Annotated in this window: 18 protein-coding genes; 10 read left to right on the top strand and 8 right to left on the bottom strand. The window is 71.6% G+C overall.

Translation table 11 applies throughout. The annotated features are described in order from the left end of the window. Nucleotides 1-31: 31 nt before the first annotated feature. The 6 genes from L942_RS15840 to L942_RS15815 are packed head-to-tail and all read left to right on the top strand — an operon-like array spanning nt 32 to nt 7,412. Nucleotides 32-1,192: an ADP-ribosylglycohydrolase family protein gene (locus L942_RS15840; RefSeq protein ID WP_037360827.1), complete on the top strand. Its 1,161-nt coding sequence runs from the start codon at nt 32-34 to the stop codon at nt 1,190-1,192. Then, a complete protein-coding gene (locus tag L942_RS15835; protein WP_037360824.1) occupies nt 1,189-2,508 on the top strand; it encodes an ADP-ribosylglycohydrolase family protein in 1,320 nt (439 codons plus the stop codon). Before L942_RS15840 ends, L942_RS15835 begins: the two co-directional genes overlap by 4 nt. Beyond that, complete coding sequence (locus L942_RS15830; RefSeq protein WP_037360821.1) at nt 2,505-3,407, top strand: ribokinase; 903 nt, start codon at nt 2,505-2,507, stop codon at nt 3,405-3,407. The genes L942_RS15835 and L942_RS15830 overlap by 4 nt, the downstream gene beginning before the upstream one ends. Continuing rightward, entirely contained in the window at nt 3,404-5,386 is a 1,983-nt protein-coding gene (locus L942_RS15825; RefSeq protein WP_037360818.1) for an SUMF1/EgtB/PvdO family nonheme iron enzyme, read from the top strand. The genes L942_RS15830 and L942_RS15825 overlap by 4 nt, the downstream gene beginning before the upstream one ends. After that, nucleotides 5,383-6,591, top strand: coding sequence for a CaiB/BaiF CoA transferase family protein (locus L942_RS15820; protein WP_037360811.1), 1,209 nt, complete (start codon nt 5,383-5,385; stop codon nt 6,589-6,591). The genes L942_RS15825 and L942_RS15820 overlap by 4 nt, the downstream gene beginning before the upstream one ends. Next, nucleotides 6,588-7,412 (top strand): HpcH/HpaI aldolase/citrate lyase family protein, encoded by an 825-nt coding sequence (locus L942_RS15815; protein ID WP_037360809.1) that lies wholly within the window; start codon nt 6,588-6,590, stop codon nt 7,410-7,412. The genes L942_RS15820 and L942_RS15815 overlap by 4 nt, the downstream gene beginning before the upstream one ends. Here L942_RS15815 and L942_RS15810 read toward each other — a convergent pair. Continuing rightward, nucleotides 7,409-9,358 carry an MFS transporter gene (locus L942_RS15810; RefSeq protein ID WP_037360806.1) on the bottom strand — a complete coding sequence of 650 codons (1,950 nt, stop codon included), beginning with the start codon at nt 9,356-9,358 and terminating at the stop codon, nt 7,409-7,411. The genes L942_RS15815 and L942_RS15810 overlap by 4 nt on opposite strands. A 55-nt stretch (nt 9,359-9,413) precedes the next feature. On the opposite strand from L942_RS15810, the gene L942_RS15805 reads away from it, so the two are divergent. Then, the gene (locus tag L942_RS15805; protein WP_037360805.1) at nt 9,414-9,923 is read left to right on the top strand and encodes a MarR family winged helix-turn-helix transcriptional regulator; all 510 of its coding nucleotides are present in this window, start codon (nt 9,414-9,416) and stop codon (nt 9,921-9,923) included. Between the two features lie 37 nt (nt 9,924-9,960). Here L942_RS15805 and L942_RS15800 read toward each other — a convergent pair whose 3' ends face one another. After that, nucleotides 9,961-10,563, bottom strand: coding sequence for a hypothetical protein (locus tag L942_RS15800; protein WP_037360803.1), 603 nt, complete (start codon nt 10,561-10,563; stop codon nt 9,961-9,963). A 540-nt stretch (nt 10,564-11,103) separates the two neighbouring features. On the opposite strand from L942_RS15800, the gene L942_RS15795 reads away from it, so the two are divergent. From L942_RS15795 to L942_RS15785, 3 genes are all read left to right on the top strand, one after another. After that, the gene (locus tag L942_RS15795) at nt 11,104-11,433 is read left to right on the top strand and encodes a hypothetical protein (RefSeq protein WP_158684475.1); all 330 of its coding nucleotides are present in this window, start codon (nt 11,104-11,106) and stop codon (nt 11,431-11,433) included. Between the two features lie 112 nt (nt 11,434-11,545). Beyond that, entirely contained in the window at nt 11,546-12,313 is a 768-nt protein-coding gene (locus tag L942_RS15790) for a M50 family metallopeptidase (RefSeq protein ID WP_051166008.1), read from the top strand. 53 nt (nt 12,314-12,366) lie between these two features. Then, on the top strand, nt 12,367-12,576 hold the full coding sequence (locus tag L942_RS15785; RefSeq protein WP_037360798.1) for a hypothetical protein: 210 nt from the start codon (nt 12,367-12,369) through the stop codon (nt 12,574-12,576). An 819-nt stretch (nt 12,577-13,395) separates the two neighbouring features. Here the strand turns inward: L942_RS15785 and L942_RS15780 are convergent. From L942_RS15780 to L942_RS15755, 6 genes are all read right to left on the bottom strand, one after another. Next, the gene (locus tag L942_RS15780) at nt 13,396-13,923 is read right to left on the bottom strand and encodes a pyridoxamine 5'-phosphate oxidase family protein (RefSeq protein ID WP_037361036.1); all 528 of its coding nucleotides are present in this window, start codon (nt 13,921-13,923) and stop codon (nt 13,396-13,398) included. 54 nt (nt 13,924-13,977) lie between these two features. Further along, on the bottom strand, nt 13,978-14,832 hold the full coding sequence (locus tag L942_RS15775) for an MBL fold metallo-hydrolase (RefSeq protein ID WP_037360795.1): 855 nt from the start codon (nt 14,830-14,832) through the stop codon (nt 13,978-13,980). A gap of 28 nt (nt 14,833-14,860) precedes the next feature. After that, the gene (locus L942_RS15770; protein WP_037360793.1) at nt 14,861-15,268 is read right to left on the bottom strand and encodes a RidA family protein; all 408 of its coding nucleotides are present in this window, start codon (nt 15,266-15,268) and stop codon (nt 14,861-14,863) included. A gap of 69 nt (nt 15,269-15,337) precedes the next feature. Next, nucleotides 15,338-16,336 (bottom strand): zinc-binding dehydrogenase, encoded by a 999-nt coding sequence (locus L942_RS15765; RefSeq protein WP_235079157.1) that lies wholly within the window; start codon nt 16,334-16,336, stop codon nt 15,338-15,340. A 117-nt stretch (nt 16,337-16,453) separates the two neighbouring features. Further along, nucleotides 16,454-17,758, bottom strand: coding sequence for an FAD-dependent oxidoreductase (locus L942_RS15760; protein ID WP_037360789.1), 1,305 nt, complete (start codon nt 17,756-17,758; stop codon nt 16,454-16,456). 71 nt (nt 17,759-17,829) lie between these two features. After that, nucleotides 17,830-18,720 (bottom strand): LysR substrate-binding domain-containing protein, encoded by an 891-nt coding sequence (locus L942_RS15755; protein WP_440201320.1) that lies wholly within the window; start codon nt 18,718-18,720, stop codon nt 17,830-17,832. Nucleotides 18,721-18,767: the final 47 nt, after the last annotated feature.

Here is an 18,767-nt window from a genome sequence, read left to right as displayed (position 1 = left end):
TGCCCGCGCCGGGGAACGAAGGGACAAGCCGGTGACCTGGCTGGAGGACCGCGCGGTGGCAGTGATCACCGGCGCGGCGGTGGGGGACGCGCTCGGCGGCGCGACCGAAGGGTGGACGCCCGAGCAGATCGAGGAGCGCCACGGCGGCCGGGTGACCGGGATCGTCCCGCCGTGGTACCCGAACTGGCGGGACGCGCGCCCGATCGCGCCGTACCACAAGGGCGACGGGCACATCACCGACGACACCTTGATGACCCGCGCGATCGTGGAGGTGTACGCGAAGCGCCGCGCGCACCTCGACGCGTACGCGATGGCCGAGGACCTGGTGCCGCTGATGATCGGCGAACCGCGCTGGGTGCCGGAGCTGGAGTCGACGGCCCTGCTGCTGCAGCGGGTGTTCCTCGCCGAGAAGTGGATCGTCGCGAAGCTGCACTACGGGCACGCGGACCCGCGCGAGGCGGGCGTCGGCAACATCGTGAACTGCGGTGCGGCGATGTACATCGCGCCGGTCGGCGTGGTGAACCCGGGCGATCCGCGGGCCGCCTACGCCGAGGCGATCGACCTGACCGCACCGCATCAGTCGAGCTACGGCCGGGAGGCCGCCGGGGTGCTGGCCGCGATGGTCGCCGCTGCGGTCGCGCCGGGTGCGGGGCTGGACGACATCGTGCAGGCCGCGCTCGCGGTTTCGCACGACGGGACCTCGGCGGCGCTGCAGGCGGTTGCCGAAGCGTTCCAGGGGTGGAACGCCGCGCCCGAGACCGACGACGAGGAGCGTGCGCTGGCGCGGAAGATCCGCGAGGTGGTCGCACCGTTCGATTCGGTCGGGCCGGAGTACCGGCAGATGTCGATGGACGCGCGGCGGCCGTCGCGGACCAAGGCGATCGAGGAACTGCCTGCCGCGCTCGGCTTCGTGCTCGGCCATCAGGGCGACTACCGCGGCGCGGTGCTGGCCTCGGTGAACTACGGCCGGGACGCGGATTCGATCGCGTCGATGGCGGGTGCGCTCTGCGCCGGGCTCGGCGGGTCCGCTTCGGTGCCGGACGAGTGGATCGATCCGATCGGCGAGGCCAGCAAGATGGATCTGCGCGAGACCGGGCGGCTGCTCGCCTCCGCCGCGGCGGACATCGTGCAGGCCGACCGGGCGCGCGCCCAGGCACGGCTCGCCGCTCTCGACGCGCTGGCCGCGGCATGAGGCTGACCTGGGCTCAGCCGGAAGACCTGCTCGCGCACGAGTTCGTCCAGTCCGCCGCGGAGGGCAAGGACGTCACCTCGGTGCGGGAGCGCTGGGTCGCCGCCGGCGGCGATCCGGTCCCTGCCGTGAGCGGGGCAGGACCGCGGCCGGCGCCCCCGGCGTTGCGGGCGCTGGCCCGGACGCTGCTGGACGAACTGGCCGCGCTCCCCGGCCCGGCCGCGCCGCACGAGCCGGACGAGTGGGACGAGATCGTCGCGCTGCTTCCGGCCGCGCCGGTCCTCCCCCGGCCCGCCGCGGACCGCGCGCTCGGCGCGTGGACCGGCCGGGCGGCGGGGTGCCTGCTCGGGAAACCGGTCGAGAAGATCCCGCGCGAGGGCATCGAGGAGATCCTGCGCGCGACCGGACGCTGGCCGCTGGACCGGTGGTTCACCGCGGTCGGGCTGCCGGACGAGGTCGCCGCGCGATGGCCCTGGAACCGGCGGTCGGCCCCGACTTCCTTGGAGGAGAACATCTCCGGGATGCCGGAGGACGACGACCTCAACTACCCGATCCTCGCGCTGACGCTGCTGGAACGGCACGGCCGCGAGTTCGCCACCGACGACGTCGCGCAGCTCTGGCTGGAGCAGCTTCCGGCCGGGCGGGTGTTCACCGCCGAGCGTGCGGCGTACCGGAACCTGCTGGACGCGCGGCCGGTGCCGGAGACCGCGACGCACCTCAACCCGTTCCGCGAATGGATCGGCGCGTTGATCCGGACCGACGTCTTCGGCTGGGTCTCCCCCGGTGATGTCCGCGGAGCTGCGCGGCTCGCGTGGGTCGACGCGCGGCTCAGCCACACCCGGAACGGCATCTACGGCGCGATGTGGGCGGCAGCTCTCGCGTCGGCGGCGATGGTCTGCGACTCCGTCCACAGTGTTCTCAATGCGGCGGAAACCGTGCTGCCGCCCGAAAGCAGATTGGCCGCGGCGGTGCGGTTTGGGCGGGAAGCCGCTGCGCACGAGGACGGGCTCGATCGGATCCACGCGCGGTACGGCGACCTGCATTGGGTGCACGTGCTGAACAACGCCGCGGTGATCGCGTATGCCCTGACTCGCGGCGATGGCGACTTCGGGCAGAGCATCTCGCTGGCTGTCACGGCTGGCTGGGACACCGACTCCGCGGCCGCGACGGTCGGCGGGGTGGTCGGTGCGCTGGCGGGGACGGACGGGATCGGCGAGCAGTGGACGAAACCGCTCGACAACCGGATCGCGACCTCGTTGCCCGGTGGCGAGCAGCGGATCACCGGCCTCGCGGCGCGGACAGCCGGGGTGGCGCGATGACCGGCCGAGTTGTCGTTGTCGGGTCGGCGAACGTCGATCTCGTGGTCGACGTTCCGCGGCAGCCGCACGGGGGCGAGACCGTGCTCGGCGGCGATGTCCGGCGGAGTCCGGGTGGCAAGGGGGCCAATCAGGCAGTGGCCGCGACGCTCGCCGGCGGGGCGGAGACGACGTTCCTCGGCGCGTTCGGCGCGGACGACGGCGCGGACTTTCTGCTGGCGTCGTTGGCGAAGGCCGGGGTTCGGACCGATCTGGTGTCGCGTGTGGAAAGTGCCACCGGGACCGCGTTCATCATGGTGTCGCCGGACGGCGAGAACTCCATTGTGGTCGCGCCCGGGGCCAACTCGCGGCTCGCTCTTTCCGACGAGCAGCTCGGCCGGGTCGCGACAGCGGACGTGGTGCTGGCACAGCTGGAGATCCCGCTCGACGCGGTGACCGCTGCCGCGGCGGCCCGGCGCTCCGGTGCGCGGATGGTGCTCAATGCCGCGCCGTCCCGGCCGCTGCCGGACCTCGATCTGGACGTGCTGGTCGTCAACGAGCACGAAGCCGCCGACCTGGCCGGAACGCCGGGGACGCCGGAGGAACTGGCCCGGATCCTGCGACGACGCGCATCCGCGGTGGTGATCACGCTCGGCGCGGCCGGTTGCGTCGTCGCGGAGCAGGAAATCGTGCAGCTGCCCGGGTTCCGGGTGTCCCCAGTGGACACGACCGGTGCCGGGGACACGTTCTGCGGTGTCCTCGCGGCGGCGCTCGCCGACGGTCGTTCGCTCCGGGAAGCCGCCGAACGCGCCGGGGCCGCCGCCGCGCTCGCGGTCACCCGGCCCGGCGCGCAGTCCGCGGTGCCGACCGCCGCGGAGGTCGCCGAGTTCGCTGAGTCCGGGACCGGAGGAAACGCCCGATGACGTACGTGTTCGACCCGCTCGTCCCGCGCCCGATCGACCGGCCGACCGAGGTCCCGCTCAGCGCGCCGCTCTCCCCCGAGCAGCTCGTCGCGCTGGACGAGGCCAAGATCTTCGCCGGCCCGGCGGACCCCGCCGACCGCGCGGAATGGCGGGCGCGGCTGCGGCGATGGCGAGCCGACGCGCAGCAGCGGCACCGCTATCACGGCCGCGCCTACGACCGGCCGGAGGCCGCCTGGGCCGCCGGATGCCACACCGTCGCGCAGGTCTGGCTCTGGGACGAGTTGCTGTATTCGTTCGAGGAGCACCGGTTCACCCCGGAACGGTTCCTCGCCGACGCGCACCAGCGGTTCGGCGGGCTCGACGCGGTCGTGCTGTGGCACGCGTACCCGGTGATCGGCCTCGACGACCGCAACCAGTGGGATTTCTACCGCGACGTGCCCGGGCTCCGGGAACTGGTCGAGGTGTTCCATTCGGCGGGCGTGCGGGTGTTCGTGGACTACAACCCGTGGGACGTCGGCACGCGCCGGGCCGAGGACGACGCCACGGAGCTCTCTGCCGTGCTCGCCGATTTCGGTGCGGACGGCGTCTTCCTGGACACGCTGAAGAAGGCGGATCCGGCGCTGGTCGAGCAGCTCGAACGCGCGCGGCCCGGGGTCGTGCTGGAGGGCGAGTCGAAGCTGCCGGTCGAGCGGATCGAGGACCATTCGGCGTCGTGGGCGCAGTTCTTCGCCGATTCGCCGGTGCCGGGCGTGCTGCGTTCCCACTGGTACGAGCGGCGGCACATGCAGCACCACGTCCGGCGGTGGCACCGCGACCACACCGAAGAACTGCAGTCGGCGTGGCTGAACGGCGTCGGTGTGATGGTGTGGGAAGTCGTGTTCGGCGTGTGGGTCGGCTGGTCGCAGCGAGACGCCGCGACGGTGCGCCGGATGGTGTCGGTGCAGCGCGCGGCCGGTGACCTGCTGCGCGACGGCGAGTGGACGCCGTTGGCTCCGTTGGCGCCGGAAGCCGAGGCGGCCGGGGTTTACGCCTCGCGCTGGGAACTCGGCGACTGGACCCTGTGGACGGTCGTGAACCGCGGCGACTCGGATTATCTCGGTCCGGTGGTGGACGGTCCGGTGATCGATCTGTTCGCCGACGGACGGGTGCCGGCACGCGGGATTTCGGCGTTGCTGCGGGTCGCGGACGGTGCGGCGGAGCCGTCGTGGCTGTCTCGGGTGGCGACCCTCCCCCACGATGTCGATGCCCGCTTCCCGCACCGGCTCGCAGTTCGCCTCCAGCCCGGCCCGACGTCCGTGAAGGGCTCCTTGAGGGAATCTGATTCCCTCAAGGAGCCCTTCACGGACGTGGTTGAGGTGCCTGCCGGGCCGTATGTGCTGACGGTTCGGTATCGCGGGCGCGAGACCGGGATGTACCAGGGCGCGCCGTATGTGGACGAGTGGAAGCCGCTGCCGCCTCGGCTGCACGACGCGCGCACCCTGCAGCGCGACGGTTCGCTGGCGTCGCCGGTCGCGGTCGCCACGACTGAGGTGACGAACGGCGAGTTCGCGGAATTCCTTGCGGCTACTGGATACCAGCCGGTCGAGCCGCATCGGTTCCTCGCGCACTGGGTCGACGGCCGGCCTCCCGCCGAGGACGAGCCGGTGACCTTTGTGGACCTCGACGACGCCCGGGCGTACTGCGCGTGGCGCGGCGGCCGGCTGCCGACCGAGGACGAATGGCAGCTCGCCGGGGAGACCGGCGAGCTGCGGCGCGGGACGCCCGCGGTGTGGAACTGGACCGAAAGCGAGCACTCCGACGGGAGGACCAGGTTCGTGATGCTCAAGGGCGGCAGCGATTACCGCGCCGAGGGTTCCGAGTGGTACGTCGAGGGCGGGCGGCACGCGCCGGACTACAGCGTGAAGCTGCTGCTGCCGGGATTCGGGCTGGCGCGGGGCGCGACCGTCGGCTTCCGCTGTGCTTGGGACGTGCCGCGATGACCGTGTCGAGGGATGCTTCCGCCGGAGCGCTGGCCGGGCTGCGGGTGGTGGACGCGTCGACGTTGTTCGCCGGGCCGATGGCCGCGATGCACCTCGGCGACATGGGCGCCGAGGTGATCAAGGTCGAGCATCCGTCACGGCCGGACCCCTCGCGCACGCACGGGGTGGCCAAGGGGGACGTCAACCTGTGGTGGAAGACGTTGGGCCGCAACAAGCGCACCGTCACCGCGAACCTGGGCAGCGACGGCGGGCGCGAGGTGTTCCTGGCGCTCGCGGAGACCGCGGACGTGGTGATCGAGAACTTCCGGCCGGGCACGCTCGAACGCTGGGGACTCGGGTACGACGAGCTGTCCGCGCGCAATCCAGGGCTGGTTCTCGCGCGGGTGACCGGATTCGGCCAGTTCGGCCCGTACTCCCCGCGCCCCGGCTTCGGCACGCTCGCCGAGGCGATGAGCGGGTTCGCCGCGGCCACCGGCGAACCGGACGGCCCGCCGACGCTGCCGCCGTTCGGACTCGCCGACGGCGTCGCGTCGCTGGCCACCGCGTACGCGATCATGGTCGCGCTCGCCGGGCGAACCGCCGGCGGGCGCGGCCAGGTCGTGGACGTCGCGATCATCGAGCCGATTCTCGCCATGCTCGGGCCGCAGATCACGCGGTGGGACCAGCTCGGCACGGTCCAGCCGCGCACCGGCAACCGTTCCGCGAACAACGCGCCGCGCAACACCTACCGCACGAGCGACGGGCAGTGGGTGGCGGTGTCCACGTCGGCGCAGTCGATCGCGGAACGCGTGGTGCGGCTGGTCGGCCGTCCGGAACTGGCCGACGAACCGTGGTTCGCCTCCGGCGCGGACCGGGCGGCGCACGCGGACGAACTGGACGAGGCCGTCGGCGGCTGGATCGCGCAGCACACCCGCGACGAGGTCGTGGCCGCGTTCGAGGAGGCGCAGGCCGCGGTCGCGCCGATCTACGACGCCGCCGACATCGTCGCGGACCCGCAGTTCCGCGCGCTGGGCACGATCCACGAGATCGACGATCCGGAGCTGGGCACGACGTTGATGCAAGGACCGCTGTTCCGGCTGTCCGACAACGACGGGGTCATCGGCTTCACCGGACGCCCGCACGGCGCGGACACCGACGAGGTCCTCGGCTCGCTCGGCTTCACCCCGGCGCGGATCGCCGAGCTGCGTGCGGAGGGAGCGGTATGACGCCCGCGCTGACCCTGCTGTATGTCCCGGCCGACCGGCCCGACCGCGTCGCCAAAGCGCTCGATTCGGACGCCGATGTCGTGCTGGTCGACCTCGAAGACGCCGTCGCGCCCGCACGCAAAGACGCCGCCCGGGACAACGCCGTCCGGCTGCTGGCCGACGTGCCCGAATCGCGGCCAGTGCAGGTGCGCATCAACCACCCGGACACGCCCTGGCACGCGGCAGACGTGGCCGCAGTCGCCGAGTTGCCGGCGTGGGTGGGCGCGCGGCTGCCGAAGGTCGAGAGTTCGCTCGACGTCCGGTCGCACGCCGAGGCTTTGCCGGGACGGGAATTGCACCCGCTGATCGAGTCGGCGCTCGGGGTGGAGCGGGCGTTGGAGATCGCGCTCGCCTCCCCGCGGACGGCGTCGCTCGGGCTGGGCGAGGCGGATCTGCGGTCCGACCTGCGGCTCGCCGACGAAGCGGGGCTCACCTGGGCGCGCAGCCGGATCGTGAACGCCGCCCGTGCCGCCCGGCTGCCCCCGCCGGCGATGTCGGTGTACGCGAACGTCCGCGACCTCGACGGGCTGGCGGAAAGCTGCCGGGCCGGGCGAGCGCTCGGATTCCGCGGCCGGACCGCGATCCATCCCGGGCAGCTGCCGACGATCCGCGCGGCTTTCCTGCCGACGGCCGAGGAGGTCGCCCGGGCGCGGGAGCTGCTGTCCCGAATGGACGGTGCCACCGAGGCCGGGGTGGGCGCGATCGCGCTCGCCGACGGGACGTTCCTGGACGTGGCGATGCGGGACCAGGCGCTGGCGGTCCTCGCCCTCGTCTCCGACTAGGACTTGTCCGCGGAAACCAAGCGCAGCAACGGGTCGAAGCGGGCCGGCCCCTCGGCCGTCAGCTGCACCGGCTCCGCGACCGGCTGGTATCCGGTCACGACGACGGTGTACTCGCCGGGGAACAGGTCGTCGACGGCGTAGTGACCGGCCTCGTCCGTGACGGTCACCCGCTGGACCTGTCCCTCGGCGTCCAGCACCGCGACCTGGGCGCCCGGGAACGGGCCGCGGACCGCGTGCACAGTGCCGGTGAGCCGGACCGACCGCGCCAGTTCGACGTCCTCGCGGACCGGTTCGGCACCCACCTGGACATGACGGGCCGCCGGTTCCCGGCCGCCTGCCTGGACCAGCAGCAGATAGCTGCCCGCCGGGGCGTCCAGGGCGAAAGTGCGGTCCGCGCCGGTGGTGGTGCGGCGCACTTCGTGGGTGTCCAGGGACGTCAGCGACACCGAGGCGGTTTCGCCCGGAGTCAGGCCGCGCACCGCACCGGAGATCGCCGCGGGCGGCTTGGTTTCGGTGGTGCGACGGCCTTTTCGCGTCCGGGACAGCAGCACGTCGACGACGCCGAACAGCAGCGCGAGCCCGACCAGCGCGGTCGAGCCGATCAGCCCGAGCGCGGTCGCGGAGTGGTAGTCCCCGTGCGAACGGCCGAGTTCGCCGAAGAACAGCGACCCGCCGAGCGCGGTGCCGACCGCCGAGCCGATCCGCTGCCCGGTCTGCAGCACGCCGGCCGCGGTGCCGCCTTCCGCGGGCGGGACTTCCTCCAGGGCGAGCGTCGAGTTCGGCGAGATCACCAGCCCGCTGCCGAACCCGCCGACGAACAACGGCCCGGCCAGCACGAACGCGGTGTTCGCGCCGGAGTAGTCGCGGACGAGCCACGCGGTCGCGGCGAGCCCGATCGCCACGAGCAGCGTCCCGAGGACGACCATCGGCCTGCCGAACCGGTGCACGAGCCGCCCGCCGATGGTCGGCGAAATCGCCGAGCCGATCGCGAACGCGAGCATCGCCGCGCCGGCCTGCAGCGCCGTGTAGCCGAGGCCCTGCTGGAAAAAGAGCGTCAGGACCAGGAAAATCCCGGTGAACCCGGCGAAATAGACCATGCCGAGCGCGGAACCCATCGAGTAGCTGCGCACGGTCAGCAGCTTCAGGTTCACCAGCGGATGCTTGCCGCGCTTGCCGAGCCAGCGCTCCCACAGCACGAACAGCACGAGCAACCCGGCCGCGACGCCCATCAGCCACCAGCGCGGCGAGGTCGCCTGTTCCTCTTCCTCGATCAGCGGCAGCATCACCAGCACGACCGCCACGCCGAGCAGCAAGCTGCCGGCCAGGTCCGGCGTCCGCTTGCGGCCGCTGCGCGCGTCCTTCGGCAGCAGCCGCAGGCCGAACAGGATCGCGAGAACGCCGATCGGCAGGTTGACGTAGAACACCCAGCGCCAGCCCTGGTCGACGCCGATGCCCTGGATCAGCAGCCCGCCCAGCACCGGCCCGATCGCGGTGGAGAGCCCGACCGTCGCCCCGAACGCGCCGAACGCCTTGCCGCGCTCGCGGCCGGAGAACAGCTGCTGCATCAGGCCGATGATCTGCGGGTTCAGCAACCCGCCCGCGACGCCCTGCCCCAGCCGGGCGGCCACGAGCCACGTCGCGTTCGGCGCCGCCCCGCACAGCACGCTGGTCGCGACGAACAACGCCAGCCCGAGCAGAAACATCCGGCGGCGGCCGTAGTCGTCGCCGAGCCGCCCCGACGGCACCAGCGCGAGACCGAACGTGAGCGCGTAACCCGACACGACCCACGAGACGTCCGCGGGCGTCGCGCCGATCCCGTGCTCCATCGAGGGCAGCGCGACGTTGACGATGCTGACGTCGAGCAGCGTCATGAACCCGGCGATCAGGCACACCCACAAGGCGCGCCAGCGCTGCGGATCGGGCTCGGGGGAAGGAGAAGCGTGCACGGACCGTCCTGATTCGAGACCGGTAAGATAATTACTGGTGTTAGAATACTCGCCCATGCCAGCGGAGCGGGACCACGTCGACGGAGTCATGGCGCAGATCACCGGCGTGCGCGCGGAAGACCGGGTGAGCAAGGCGCTGAGCTTCCGCCTGCTGCGCGCCGCCCGCCTGCTGGAAACGGAACTGCGCCGCGAATTCGACGCCTTCGGGGTCGGGTTGTGGGAAGTGGAACTGCTGGGCGCGCTCAAACGAGCCGGTCCCCCGTACCGTCTTTCGGCCGGGCAGCTGCTGGACAGCATGCGCCTGACGTCCGGCGGAGTGACCAAGCGCGTCGCCGGACTGGAACGCAAAGGCTGGGTCCGCCGCGACATCGACCCCGGAGACCGGCGGCAGATCCTGGTGAGCCTGACCGAGGAGGGCCTGGCGCGGGCGCAGGAGGTGTTCGGGATGAAGACGCAGACCGAGGCCCGGCTGCTGCGCGTTCTGCCGCACGCGGAGCAGGACCGGATGAACGACGACCTGCGGAAGCTGCTGCTGCAGTGGGAAGGCCCGGACGAACGGGAGTGACCGCCCGCCGGCTCAGCGTCCGCCAGTTCCCGGCAGCCTATGTCGCGGCGGACGCCTGCTCGGCGCGGCGCAGGCGGCTCTTCGCCCCCGAACGGGCGGCGTGGAAATTCCAGCCGAGAACCATCAGCGCGTCGACAATCCCGAAGGCGATCCCGACGCCGAAGCCGACCTCGTCCGGCCGGTGCAGGTCGACCGCTTTCTTCGGGTCCACCACTACCGACACGGTGCTGCCCGGCTTGTCGTGTTCCACCGCCACCAGGCCGCGTTGCCCGTCCGGAGTGACGACGACCAGCGCGTTCTTCGTGTATTTGTCCGGCGGCGTGAATTGCACCGCGGTCCAGTGGTCGGTGTAGCCGGTCGCGCTCGCCCGCATCGGCACGCCCCGCGTCTCGAGCACGTAGCCGTCGACCAAGGACGGTCCGGTCATGAAGATCATCACGAGATGCAGGCCGGCGACGAAAAGGTTCAGCACGACGAAGATGCCGCTGCGCCCCAGGACCGCGGGAAGCACGACAATCAGCGCGGCGCTGAGCCAGACCAGCTGCGTCCCGCCGCTGTGGTGGAATACCGTCAGCGCCACCCCGGACCAGGCGACGGCGAGTATCACGAACGTCGTCAGCAGCGTCCGCACCCACACCATGTGCGGATAGTAACGGCGTGGGGCCGCCGGTGCTGAATGGGAATCGCGGTTTCCTCTGGGCAGGCTCTTGGGTGCGGACGGCTGGTTTTCGGCCCGGACCATTCCTGTTCGGCGATCTGCACGCGCACCGCGCACACCAGCATCGACGCACGCCCGGCCGACCTCGCACCGCGTCCGGTCCTCTCCGCCTCCAGCCCCGGCGGCTGCCCCGGGCTCCCGGTCGTCGGCCTTCCGCCGCTCGACTCCTCGGCGATCTCCCCCGGTGCCCGGGCCAGACCGCGGTGCCCGAGCATCCACCACGCTGATGACCTCGTCGGCTTCATTCGACCGGTCCACCCCCTGCACGCACCAGGACTCATACGGTTCGCTGTTCGACCAGCCCACCCGCCCTGCACGCACCAGAACTCGTGCGGTTCGCCATTAGACCGGCCCCCACGCACAAGGACCGATGCGACGGCGGTTCGCTGTCAGGCGAGATGCGCTTCGGGGCACCGGAATGGCGGTCCCGCGCGTCCACGGACCGCTGAGATCGTGGACGTCATGGACGACCCGCCGGCTTTGTTCGCGCTCCCGGCCCGGGATCCGCTCGGAGCGTTCCGGCGCCGCCTGACCCACCACCGGCCCGGCGAGCACCCCGGATCAGGCGGACCGCCGGGACCGGGACGACCCGCCGTCGCGGACGCGCGCGGACGCGCGCCGTCCGGCACGGTGCACCTGCTCACCGGCGAGTGGCTCCCCGCGTGCGGAGCCGGCCTGAACGGCTGGGACCCCCGCGGCCTGCAACCCACCGACGACGAGGTGACCTGCGGCCGCTGCGGTGGAATCCAGCAACGGCGCGACCCCGGCGCGGCCCAACTGCGGCTCTTCTGAACCCCGCCGTGAACCGAGCCACACCGCACCGCCGACACAAACAGGGTCGAAACTGTCGTGCCCCTGTGTAATCGTGGTGTAGCCCGTTGTTCCCTGGGGAGGAGAACCGACGATGCCCGCGACTGTGCTGGCGACCGCCGACGGCGGAGGCGTGTTCGGCGTCCTCAACCGGCAGATCGCGCCGCCCGGGGTCGGGCTGGTGCTGGCGGCCGGGGTGTTCGCGGCCGCGGTGTCGGCGGCGACGTTCGCGCTGATGTTGGCCGGGCCCGCGCGGTGGCGGCCGCTGACCCGGGCGAACGCACTGGGGACGGTGTTCCACGAGGGCGGGCACGCGTTGCTGAGCATCGTGACCGGCGGCGGCGTGTTCCGGATCGAGGTCACCAGCGCCGACACCGGGCTCACCCGCACCTGGTACACCTCGCGCTGGTCGCGGGTGCCAACCCTGTTCGCCGGCTATGCGATGCCACCGCTGGCGGGCCTCGGCGCGGCCGCGCTGCTGCACCGGGGACTCGCGCCCGCCGTGCTCGCGCTGGCTGTGCTTGCCATGGCGCTGGTCCTGCTGGTGACACGGGACCTGCTCACCTTCGGCATCGTGGTGGCCCTGGGCGCGGCGGCATTCGCGACCTTGCAGTGGGGACCGGGCTGGCTGCAGAACACCCTCGCCTACCTCGAGGCCTGGCTGCTGCTCACCAGCGAACTCGGCGGCGTGGCGGCACTCGTGGCGAACCGGATCCGCACCGGCTACCACGGCCAGACCGATGACGCCGCCGGCCTGGCCGAAGCCAGCGGGATCCCCGCGTTCGCCTGGATCGCCGGCTGGACCGCGCTGATCGGCTGGACGGCCTGGACCGCCGTTCCCCTCCTCTGGCCAGCAGCCTGACGGCCGAAGCCGGAAAAAGACCCGCCACCGCACGGAACTGGAGCACAACACTCGTGACCGCACTGCCTCGCAGGATCACCATCCAGCTGCCCGACCTCGACGACGAGGCATACGCACGCATCGCGAACACCACCTGGGAAGTGGTGAACGCGATCGCCGCTGGGCGCCACCCGTTTAACGTGCTCCACGACAGGAAAACCCCGGCGGCCGAGCTCAACCGCCTCGCCGACCTGGACAGCGCCCGGACGCGCTGGCGCGACTAGGTACTCGAGCAGCTTCGCCGCCGCTCACGACTGCGGGAGCCCAGCATTCCCGGAGGTTGTCGCGACAACGTCCGGAATTGCTCAAGACTCCAACGACGGTAACTACTTCTACGACACGGGACCTCGTCCCGTGTCGTAGAAGTAGTTGGCCTCGCGCCGCCGACCAGTTTTGCTTGATGGCACGAAGAAGCACAAGTTCTAGACGTCTATGCAAGGCTGCAGCGGGTTCGGAAGTTCGCGAGGCGACCAACAGTGCTTCGCCCGGACCGTGGCCCTCGTAGCGAATTCCGACCAGGGTCGCCGTGCGGTCCTGACGACGATCAGCACCCGGGCCGCCGCCCGGACTGCGAACCACCGTAGTCAAGCGAGGTTCCCCCGAAGCGACTCCCGCCGCCCGTCGCAGACTAAGCCGGTACAGATGCCACGGCGGCAGGCCAGCACTCGGAGCACTGAACGGCGCCGTCAAAGCATCGCCGTCCGCCGTTGCTGGCCAGCCGCCGGACCGGTAGGCCTCAGCTAGACGTGCCATGGTGTCGGCACCCGTAAGCCGGGCCCGGACGGCGAAACCACCGCGTTCAAGACCCAGCGAACTCCCAGCACGTCGCCCCATGCGGCTCCGCCGACGCCACTCCCACCGCACGTCGCAGACTAAGCCGATACAGATGCCACGGCGGCAGGCCAGCACTCGGGGCACTGAACGGGGCCGCCAAAGCATCGCCGTCCGCCGTTGCTGGCCAGCCGCCGGACCGGTAGGCCTCAGCTAGACGTGCCGCGGTGTCGGCACCCGTAAGCCGGGCCCGGACCGCGAAACCACCGCGTTCAAGACCCAGCGAACTCCCAGCACGTCGCCCCATGCGGCTCCGCCGAAGCCACTCCCACCGCACGTCGCAGACTAAGCCGATACAGATACCACGGCGGCGGACCAGCGCTCGGAGCACTGAACGGCGCCGTCAAAGCATCGCCGTCCGCTGTTGCTGGCCAGCCGCCGGAGCGGTAGACCTCGGCCAGGCGGGCCACGGTGTCGGCGTCGGTGACTCGGTGGGTGTCGCCCTCCAGGGTCAGGTCCAAGCCGCGGAGGCGGACCGAAATGCTGCACGCCGGGTTCGCCGCGAGGTTGCGGGAACGCCTGGTGCCCGGTCCGCCGACGAAGTACAGCGCACCGTCTGTCCAGACCGCACCCACGCCCGCCGAGTGTGGGCGTCCGTTTGGGCGGACGGTCGCGACGAAGAACGTCAAGTCGGCGGTCGGGGTGTCGGTCGCCAAGGCGTCGCGGGCACGGCTCCATGGCAGCGGGGCGTTCCCGTAGCGGTCGAGGTTGCGGGTCGTGGTCGGTTCGTAGTCAGTCATGCCCATGCGTCGAACGGGCAGCCGCGGAATCGACATCGGCCCGCGATTTAGTGGTCAGGCGGCTCCCAACTGCACCGGGCGGTAGCGGAAACCGTCGCCGTCTCGGTCGATGCGTCCGGGCCCGAAGTGCGCGGGCAGGACTAGGGCGTCCCGTTCGACGGCCAGTTCGCACAGCGTCCGCCGGGACTCCGCGGCGGCGGCGGGATCCGCATCGCCGCCTTGGGCCAGGGTCAGGTTGGCGAACTGGAACGGATGGTGCAGCACATCCCCGCTCACCAATGCGTGTTGACCTCCGCCGCTGAGCTCGGCGATCAGGTGGCCGGTGGTGTGCCCGGGCAGGGCGCGCAGGGTGATGCCCTCCGCTACCTCATACGGCAGGTCGATCAGTTCGACCAGGCCTGCCTCGACCACCGGCAGGACGCTGTCTTCGAACGTCCGCGCCAGGTCGGCCGCAACCCCGTCTTCCGGGGCCGACGCGTGCACTGCTTCGAGCCAGGCGTATTCCTCGCCCGGAATCAGGTACCGGGCGCGCGGGAAGGTCGGATCCCACCAACCGTCGACCAGCTGGGTGAAACCGCCGCAGTGGTCCGGGTGCAGGTGGGTCGCCACGACGACGTCGACCTCCTCCGGCACGACGCCGGCCGCGGCCAGCCGGTCCAGGTACGGCGTGTCGAACTGGTGGTGCGCCAGCAGAACCGGGCGTTCCTTGGCGTTGCCGTTCCCGGCGTCGAGGAGCACGGTCTGGTCCGGCGTGCGCACCAGGTACGTGGTGATCGACAGGTCGAGGTCGCCGCGGTGGTCTGCCAGTTCTTCCGGCGTGACCGCCGGGAACAGCTCGGCCGGGGCGAAGGGCCAATGATCCAGTTCGGTCACCGGGTCGATCCGCAGCGGCCCGAGGGCGATGGTCATCGAACTTCCTGCCGTTCGGGGAAAAGGGTCATCGCGGCACCGCCGCCATCGCTTCGATTTCCACGGCCAGCTCCGGTTTGGCGAGAGCCGACACGACAATCAGCGACTGCGTCGGCCAGTCGCCCTCCGGAAACCACCGGCTGAACACGGCGCCGGTCGCCGCGCGGAACCCGGCCAGGTGCTCGGTGCCGGCGACCATGCTGAACACCTTCACCAGGTGCTCCGGCCCGGCGCCCGCCGCGGCGAGCACGCGTTCGATGTTCGCCAGGGCTTCGCGCGTCTGCGCTTCCGCGTCCGGCCCGGCGAGCGTGCCGTCCGGTCGTGCGCCGATCTGCCCGGCCACGACGACCAGTTCCTGGCCGGCGGGAATCTGCGCGAGATGGCTGTAGCGGCCTACCGGCGCCGCGACCGTCTCCGGATTCCAGCGCTTGCTCATCAGGTGTTCCCCTCCCTCGGTTCGTGCCCACAGTGCACCACAAGGCACCGACAAAAATGCCCGGCCGGCTCAGCCGACCGCGACCACGAGCTTGCCGAACTGGTCCCCCGATGCCAGTTCGACCAGCGCGCGCGGCCCGTCGAACAGGTCGTAGACGTGGTGCACCACCGGCCGCAAGCGGTGTTCGGCGACCAGTTCGACCATCCGCGAGAACTCCCGCGCGCTGCCCATGGACGTGCCTAGCAGGCTGATCTGCCGGAAGAAGAGATTGCGCAGGGACAGCTCGACATCCGGCCCGGTGGTCGCGCCGAGCGTCACCATCCGGCCGCCGGAGCGAAGCACCGAAAGGCACGCGTCGAACGTCGCCGAGCCGATGCTGTCGACGACCAGGTCCACCGGTTCGCCGAGTTCGGCGGCCCAGTCGCCGCTGCTGCCGATCGCGCGGTCGGCGCCCAGTTCCGTTGCCCTGGCCAGCTTTTCGGGACTGCGCGAGGTGACGCTGACCGTCGCGCCCGCGGCTTTCGCCATCGCCAGGGCGAAGGTCGCGACCCCGCTGCCGATGCCCGGCAGCAGCACGTGTTCCCCGGCGGTCAGTCCGCCTCGGGTGAACAGCGCGCGGTATGCGGTGAGCGCGGCCAACGGGAGCGCCGCGGCTTCGGTCCAGGTCAGGTGCTCGGGCTTCGGCACGACGTTGCCCGCCGGGACCACGACGTATTCAGCCAGCGTGCCGTTCGTCGGCACTCCGAGAATGGCGGGAACTTCCGTCACCGCGTCCGGTTCGGCCCAGTCGAGAGACGGGTTGACGACCACCTCGGCGCCGGCCACGACGGCAGCGTCCGCTCCCGCCGCCACGACCACTCCGGCTCCGTCCGAGCCCAGGACGACCGAGGGGGCGGCCGGACCGCGACTGTCCACAATGAACAGATCCCGGTGGTTCAGCCCGGCCGCCTTCAGCCGGACCAGCACTTCTCCCGGCCCAGGTCGCGGCACCGGTACCTCCGCGACCCGCACCCCGGCGACCCCCGCCGCGCCTTCGTGGACCACCGCCCGCATCGATTTTGTTGTCACGTCCACAACCTAGCAGCCGCGTCCGCCCGCCGCGAATCCCGTCACCGCAGGGAATTTTCGCTCCAGGCCAGGTCGCAGGCTGACGCACGGACCGGCGCTGGCCGTTGCCGGAAACGCTCAGCCCAGCGGGATCGCGCGGAAAACCCCGTCCGGGTCGTAGCGGTGTTTGACGTCCCGCAGCCGGCCCGAGTTGCGGCCGAAGACCTCCGCCGAAGGGACATCAGTTCCCAGCAAGTTCGCGTACGCGCCGGGCAAGGCGTACCGGTCCAACGCCGCCGCGGTGGCATCCGCCCAGGCCCGGTCGTCGTTGCCGTCTCCCAGTCCGAGCACCTCGACCATCAGATGGTCCTCCCGCAGCGGAAACGGCGTATCCGTCACCGGCACCCGCGAGGCCGCGCCGTGGAAGTGGTGGATCGAGAGTCCGGACAACGGCGAGGTCCGGGCTTCCGCGGCCGAAGCCAGCACCGATCCGATCTCCGCCGTGAGCGCCGGGAGCGACCGCGTGCGGATGGTGACCGACCGGCCGTCCGGGAACATCGCGTCGCGGCGCGCGATCTCCGCCGCGTAGGACGGGACCGTCTCGATCTGGGAGGCGAGCGGCGTTCCGAGGCGAGCCAGGAAGCCGTCGGGATCCGCGGGGCCGCACCAGGTCGGCCAGACCAGCGCGCAGAGCGAACCGTCGGCGCCGGCGAGCACGCCGGTCTGCACGGTCAGTTCGTCCGGCGCGTCAGTCTGGATCTCCGCTACCGCGGCGAAAACCCGCGCCGTGTCCGACGCCGGGTACCAGACCGGCCCGGTCGTGATCCGCGGTGCCGCGTGCAACCGGACTCCCAGAGACGTCACCACGCCGAAATTCCCGCCGCCGCCCCGCAACGCCCACCACAGATCCGGCAGCCGCGAGGCGTTGGCCAGCACGACCTCGCCGTCCGCGAGCACGATCTCCGCACCGAGCAGATTGTCCGCGGCGAGCCCGTATTTCCCCAGAAACGGACCGTATCCGCCGCCGAGCGCGAGCCCAGCGAACCCGACCGTGCCGATCGTGCCGACCGCCGCGGTCAGGCCGCGCGCTTCCGCCGCCGCAAGCACATCGTTGGCTCGCGCCCCGCCGCCGACCACCGCGGCACGCCGCCCGGCGTCGACCGCGACACGGTTCAGCGGCCGCAGATCGAGCAGGATCCCGCCGTCCGCCACCGCGCGTCCGGCCCAGTCGTGGCCGCCGCTTCGCACCGACAACGGCAAACCCAATTCGCGGCAGGCACGCACCGAGGCTTGGACGTCCGCTGTGCTCCGGCATTCCACCACCACCGCCGGACGCGCGACGACCGCGGCATTCCACACTGTCGCCGCCGATTCGTACTGCGGGCCGGACGTGTGCACCTGCCCGGCGGACATCCGGGCTCGCAAGACATCCTCGGCAGTCATCGGCCCTCCCCTGCTCGTCGGTTCCGACTCTAGGGCCGAACCGGCCGGAAAAGGCGGCCGTGCGCCGACATTCAGCGGTTCACATAAGCCGCCGACGCTTCGCCGAGCGCCTCGAGCGCCGCCCGGACGCCGCCGTGCGTCTCCTCGCCGGACCGGCACGCGGCGATGATCGTGCGGTTCAGCACCGGCCGCGTCGCGAGCATCCGGACGCCGTCCGGGATCGGTCCGCGGGCCAGCCGCGGGACCAGCGCGGCTCCGACGTTGCCGGCGACGAGCGCCAGCTGCGTCACGTAACTCCCGATGGTGCAGCTGATCCGCGGCTCCAGATCCTGCGAACGGAGCACGTGCACGAGCCATTCGTAGCAGCCGGACCGCCCGGTCCAGCCGATCCAGGGCACGTCGTCCACTTCGGAAAGATCGACTGTGCGCCGGTGCGCGAGCCGGTGCCCGGCGGGCAGCGCGAGATCGGCGACGTCGGAGAACAGCGTGACCTGGGTGATTCCCGGCGGCACCACCGTCGGCCGGTCCGCCCAGCTTTCGAACACCGCGACGTCGAGGTCCCCGGCGAGCACCTTCGGCAGCGTCTGCTCGGCTTCCCCTTCGCCCAGCGTCACGTCCAGCCGCGGATGCTGTTCGGTCAGCGTGGCGAGCGCGGGCGGCAGCAGCGCGTGCACGCACGTCGCGATCGACCCGATCCGCAACGGCCCGAAGACGTCCTCGCGCAGCCGTTCGAGATCCGTGCGCGCTTCGGCCAGCTGGGCCAGCACGCGTTCGGCATGCCCGGCCAGCACCTGCCCGGCCCGCGTGAGCCGCACGGTCCGGCCGCGCGGTTCCAGCAGCGCCTGGCCCGCTTCCCGTTCCAGTTTCGCCAGCTGCTGCGACACCCCGGACGGCGTGACGTGCAGCGCGGCCGCCGCGCGGGCAACCGAGCCGTGCTGCGCCACCGCGTGCAGGGCACGCATCCGATCGACACTGAACACAGTAGTTATGCTACCGAATTCTCCGCAGG

This window comes from Amycolatopsis orientalis DSM 43388, from assembly GCF_000411975.1.
Lineage (GTDB): Bacteria > Actinomycetota > Actinomycetes > Mycobacteriales > Pseudonocardiaceae > Amycolatopsis > Amycolatopsis orientalis_D.
The sequence above is the reverse complement of the archived record's forward strand: the minus strand, read 5'-3'. Positions and strand labels throughout refer to the sequence as shown.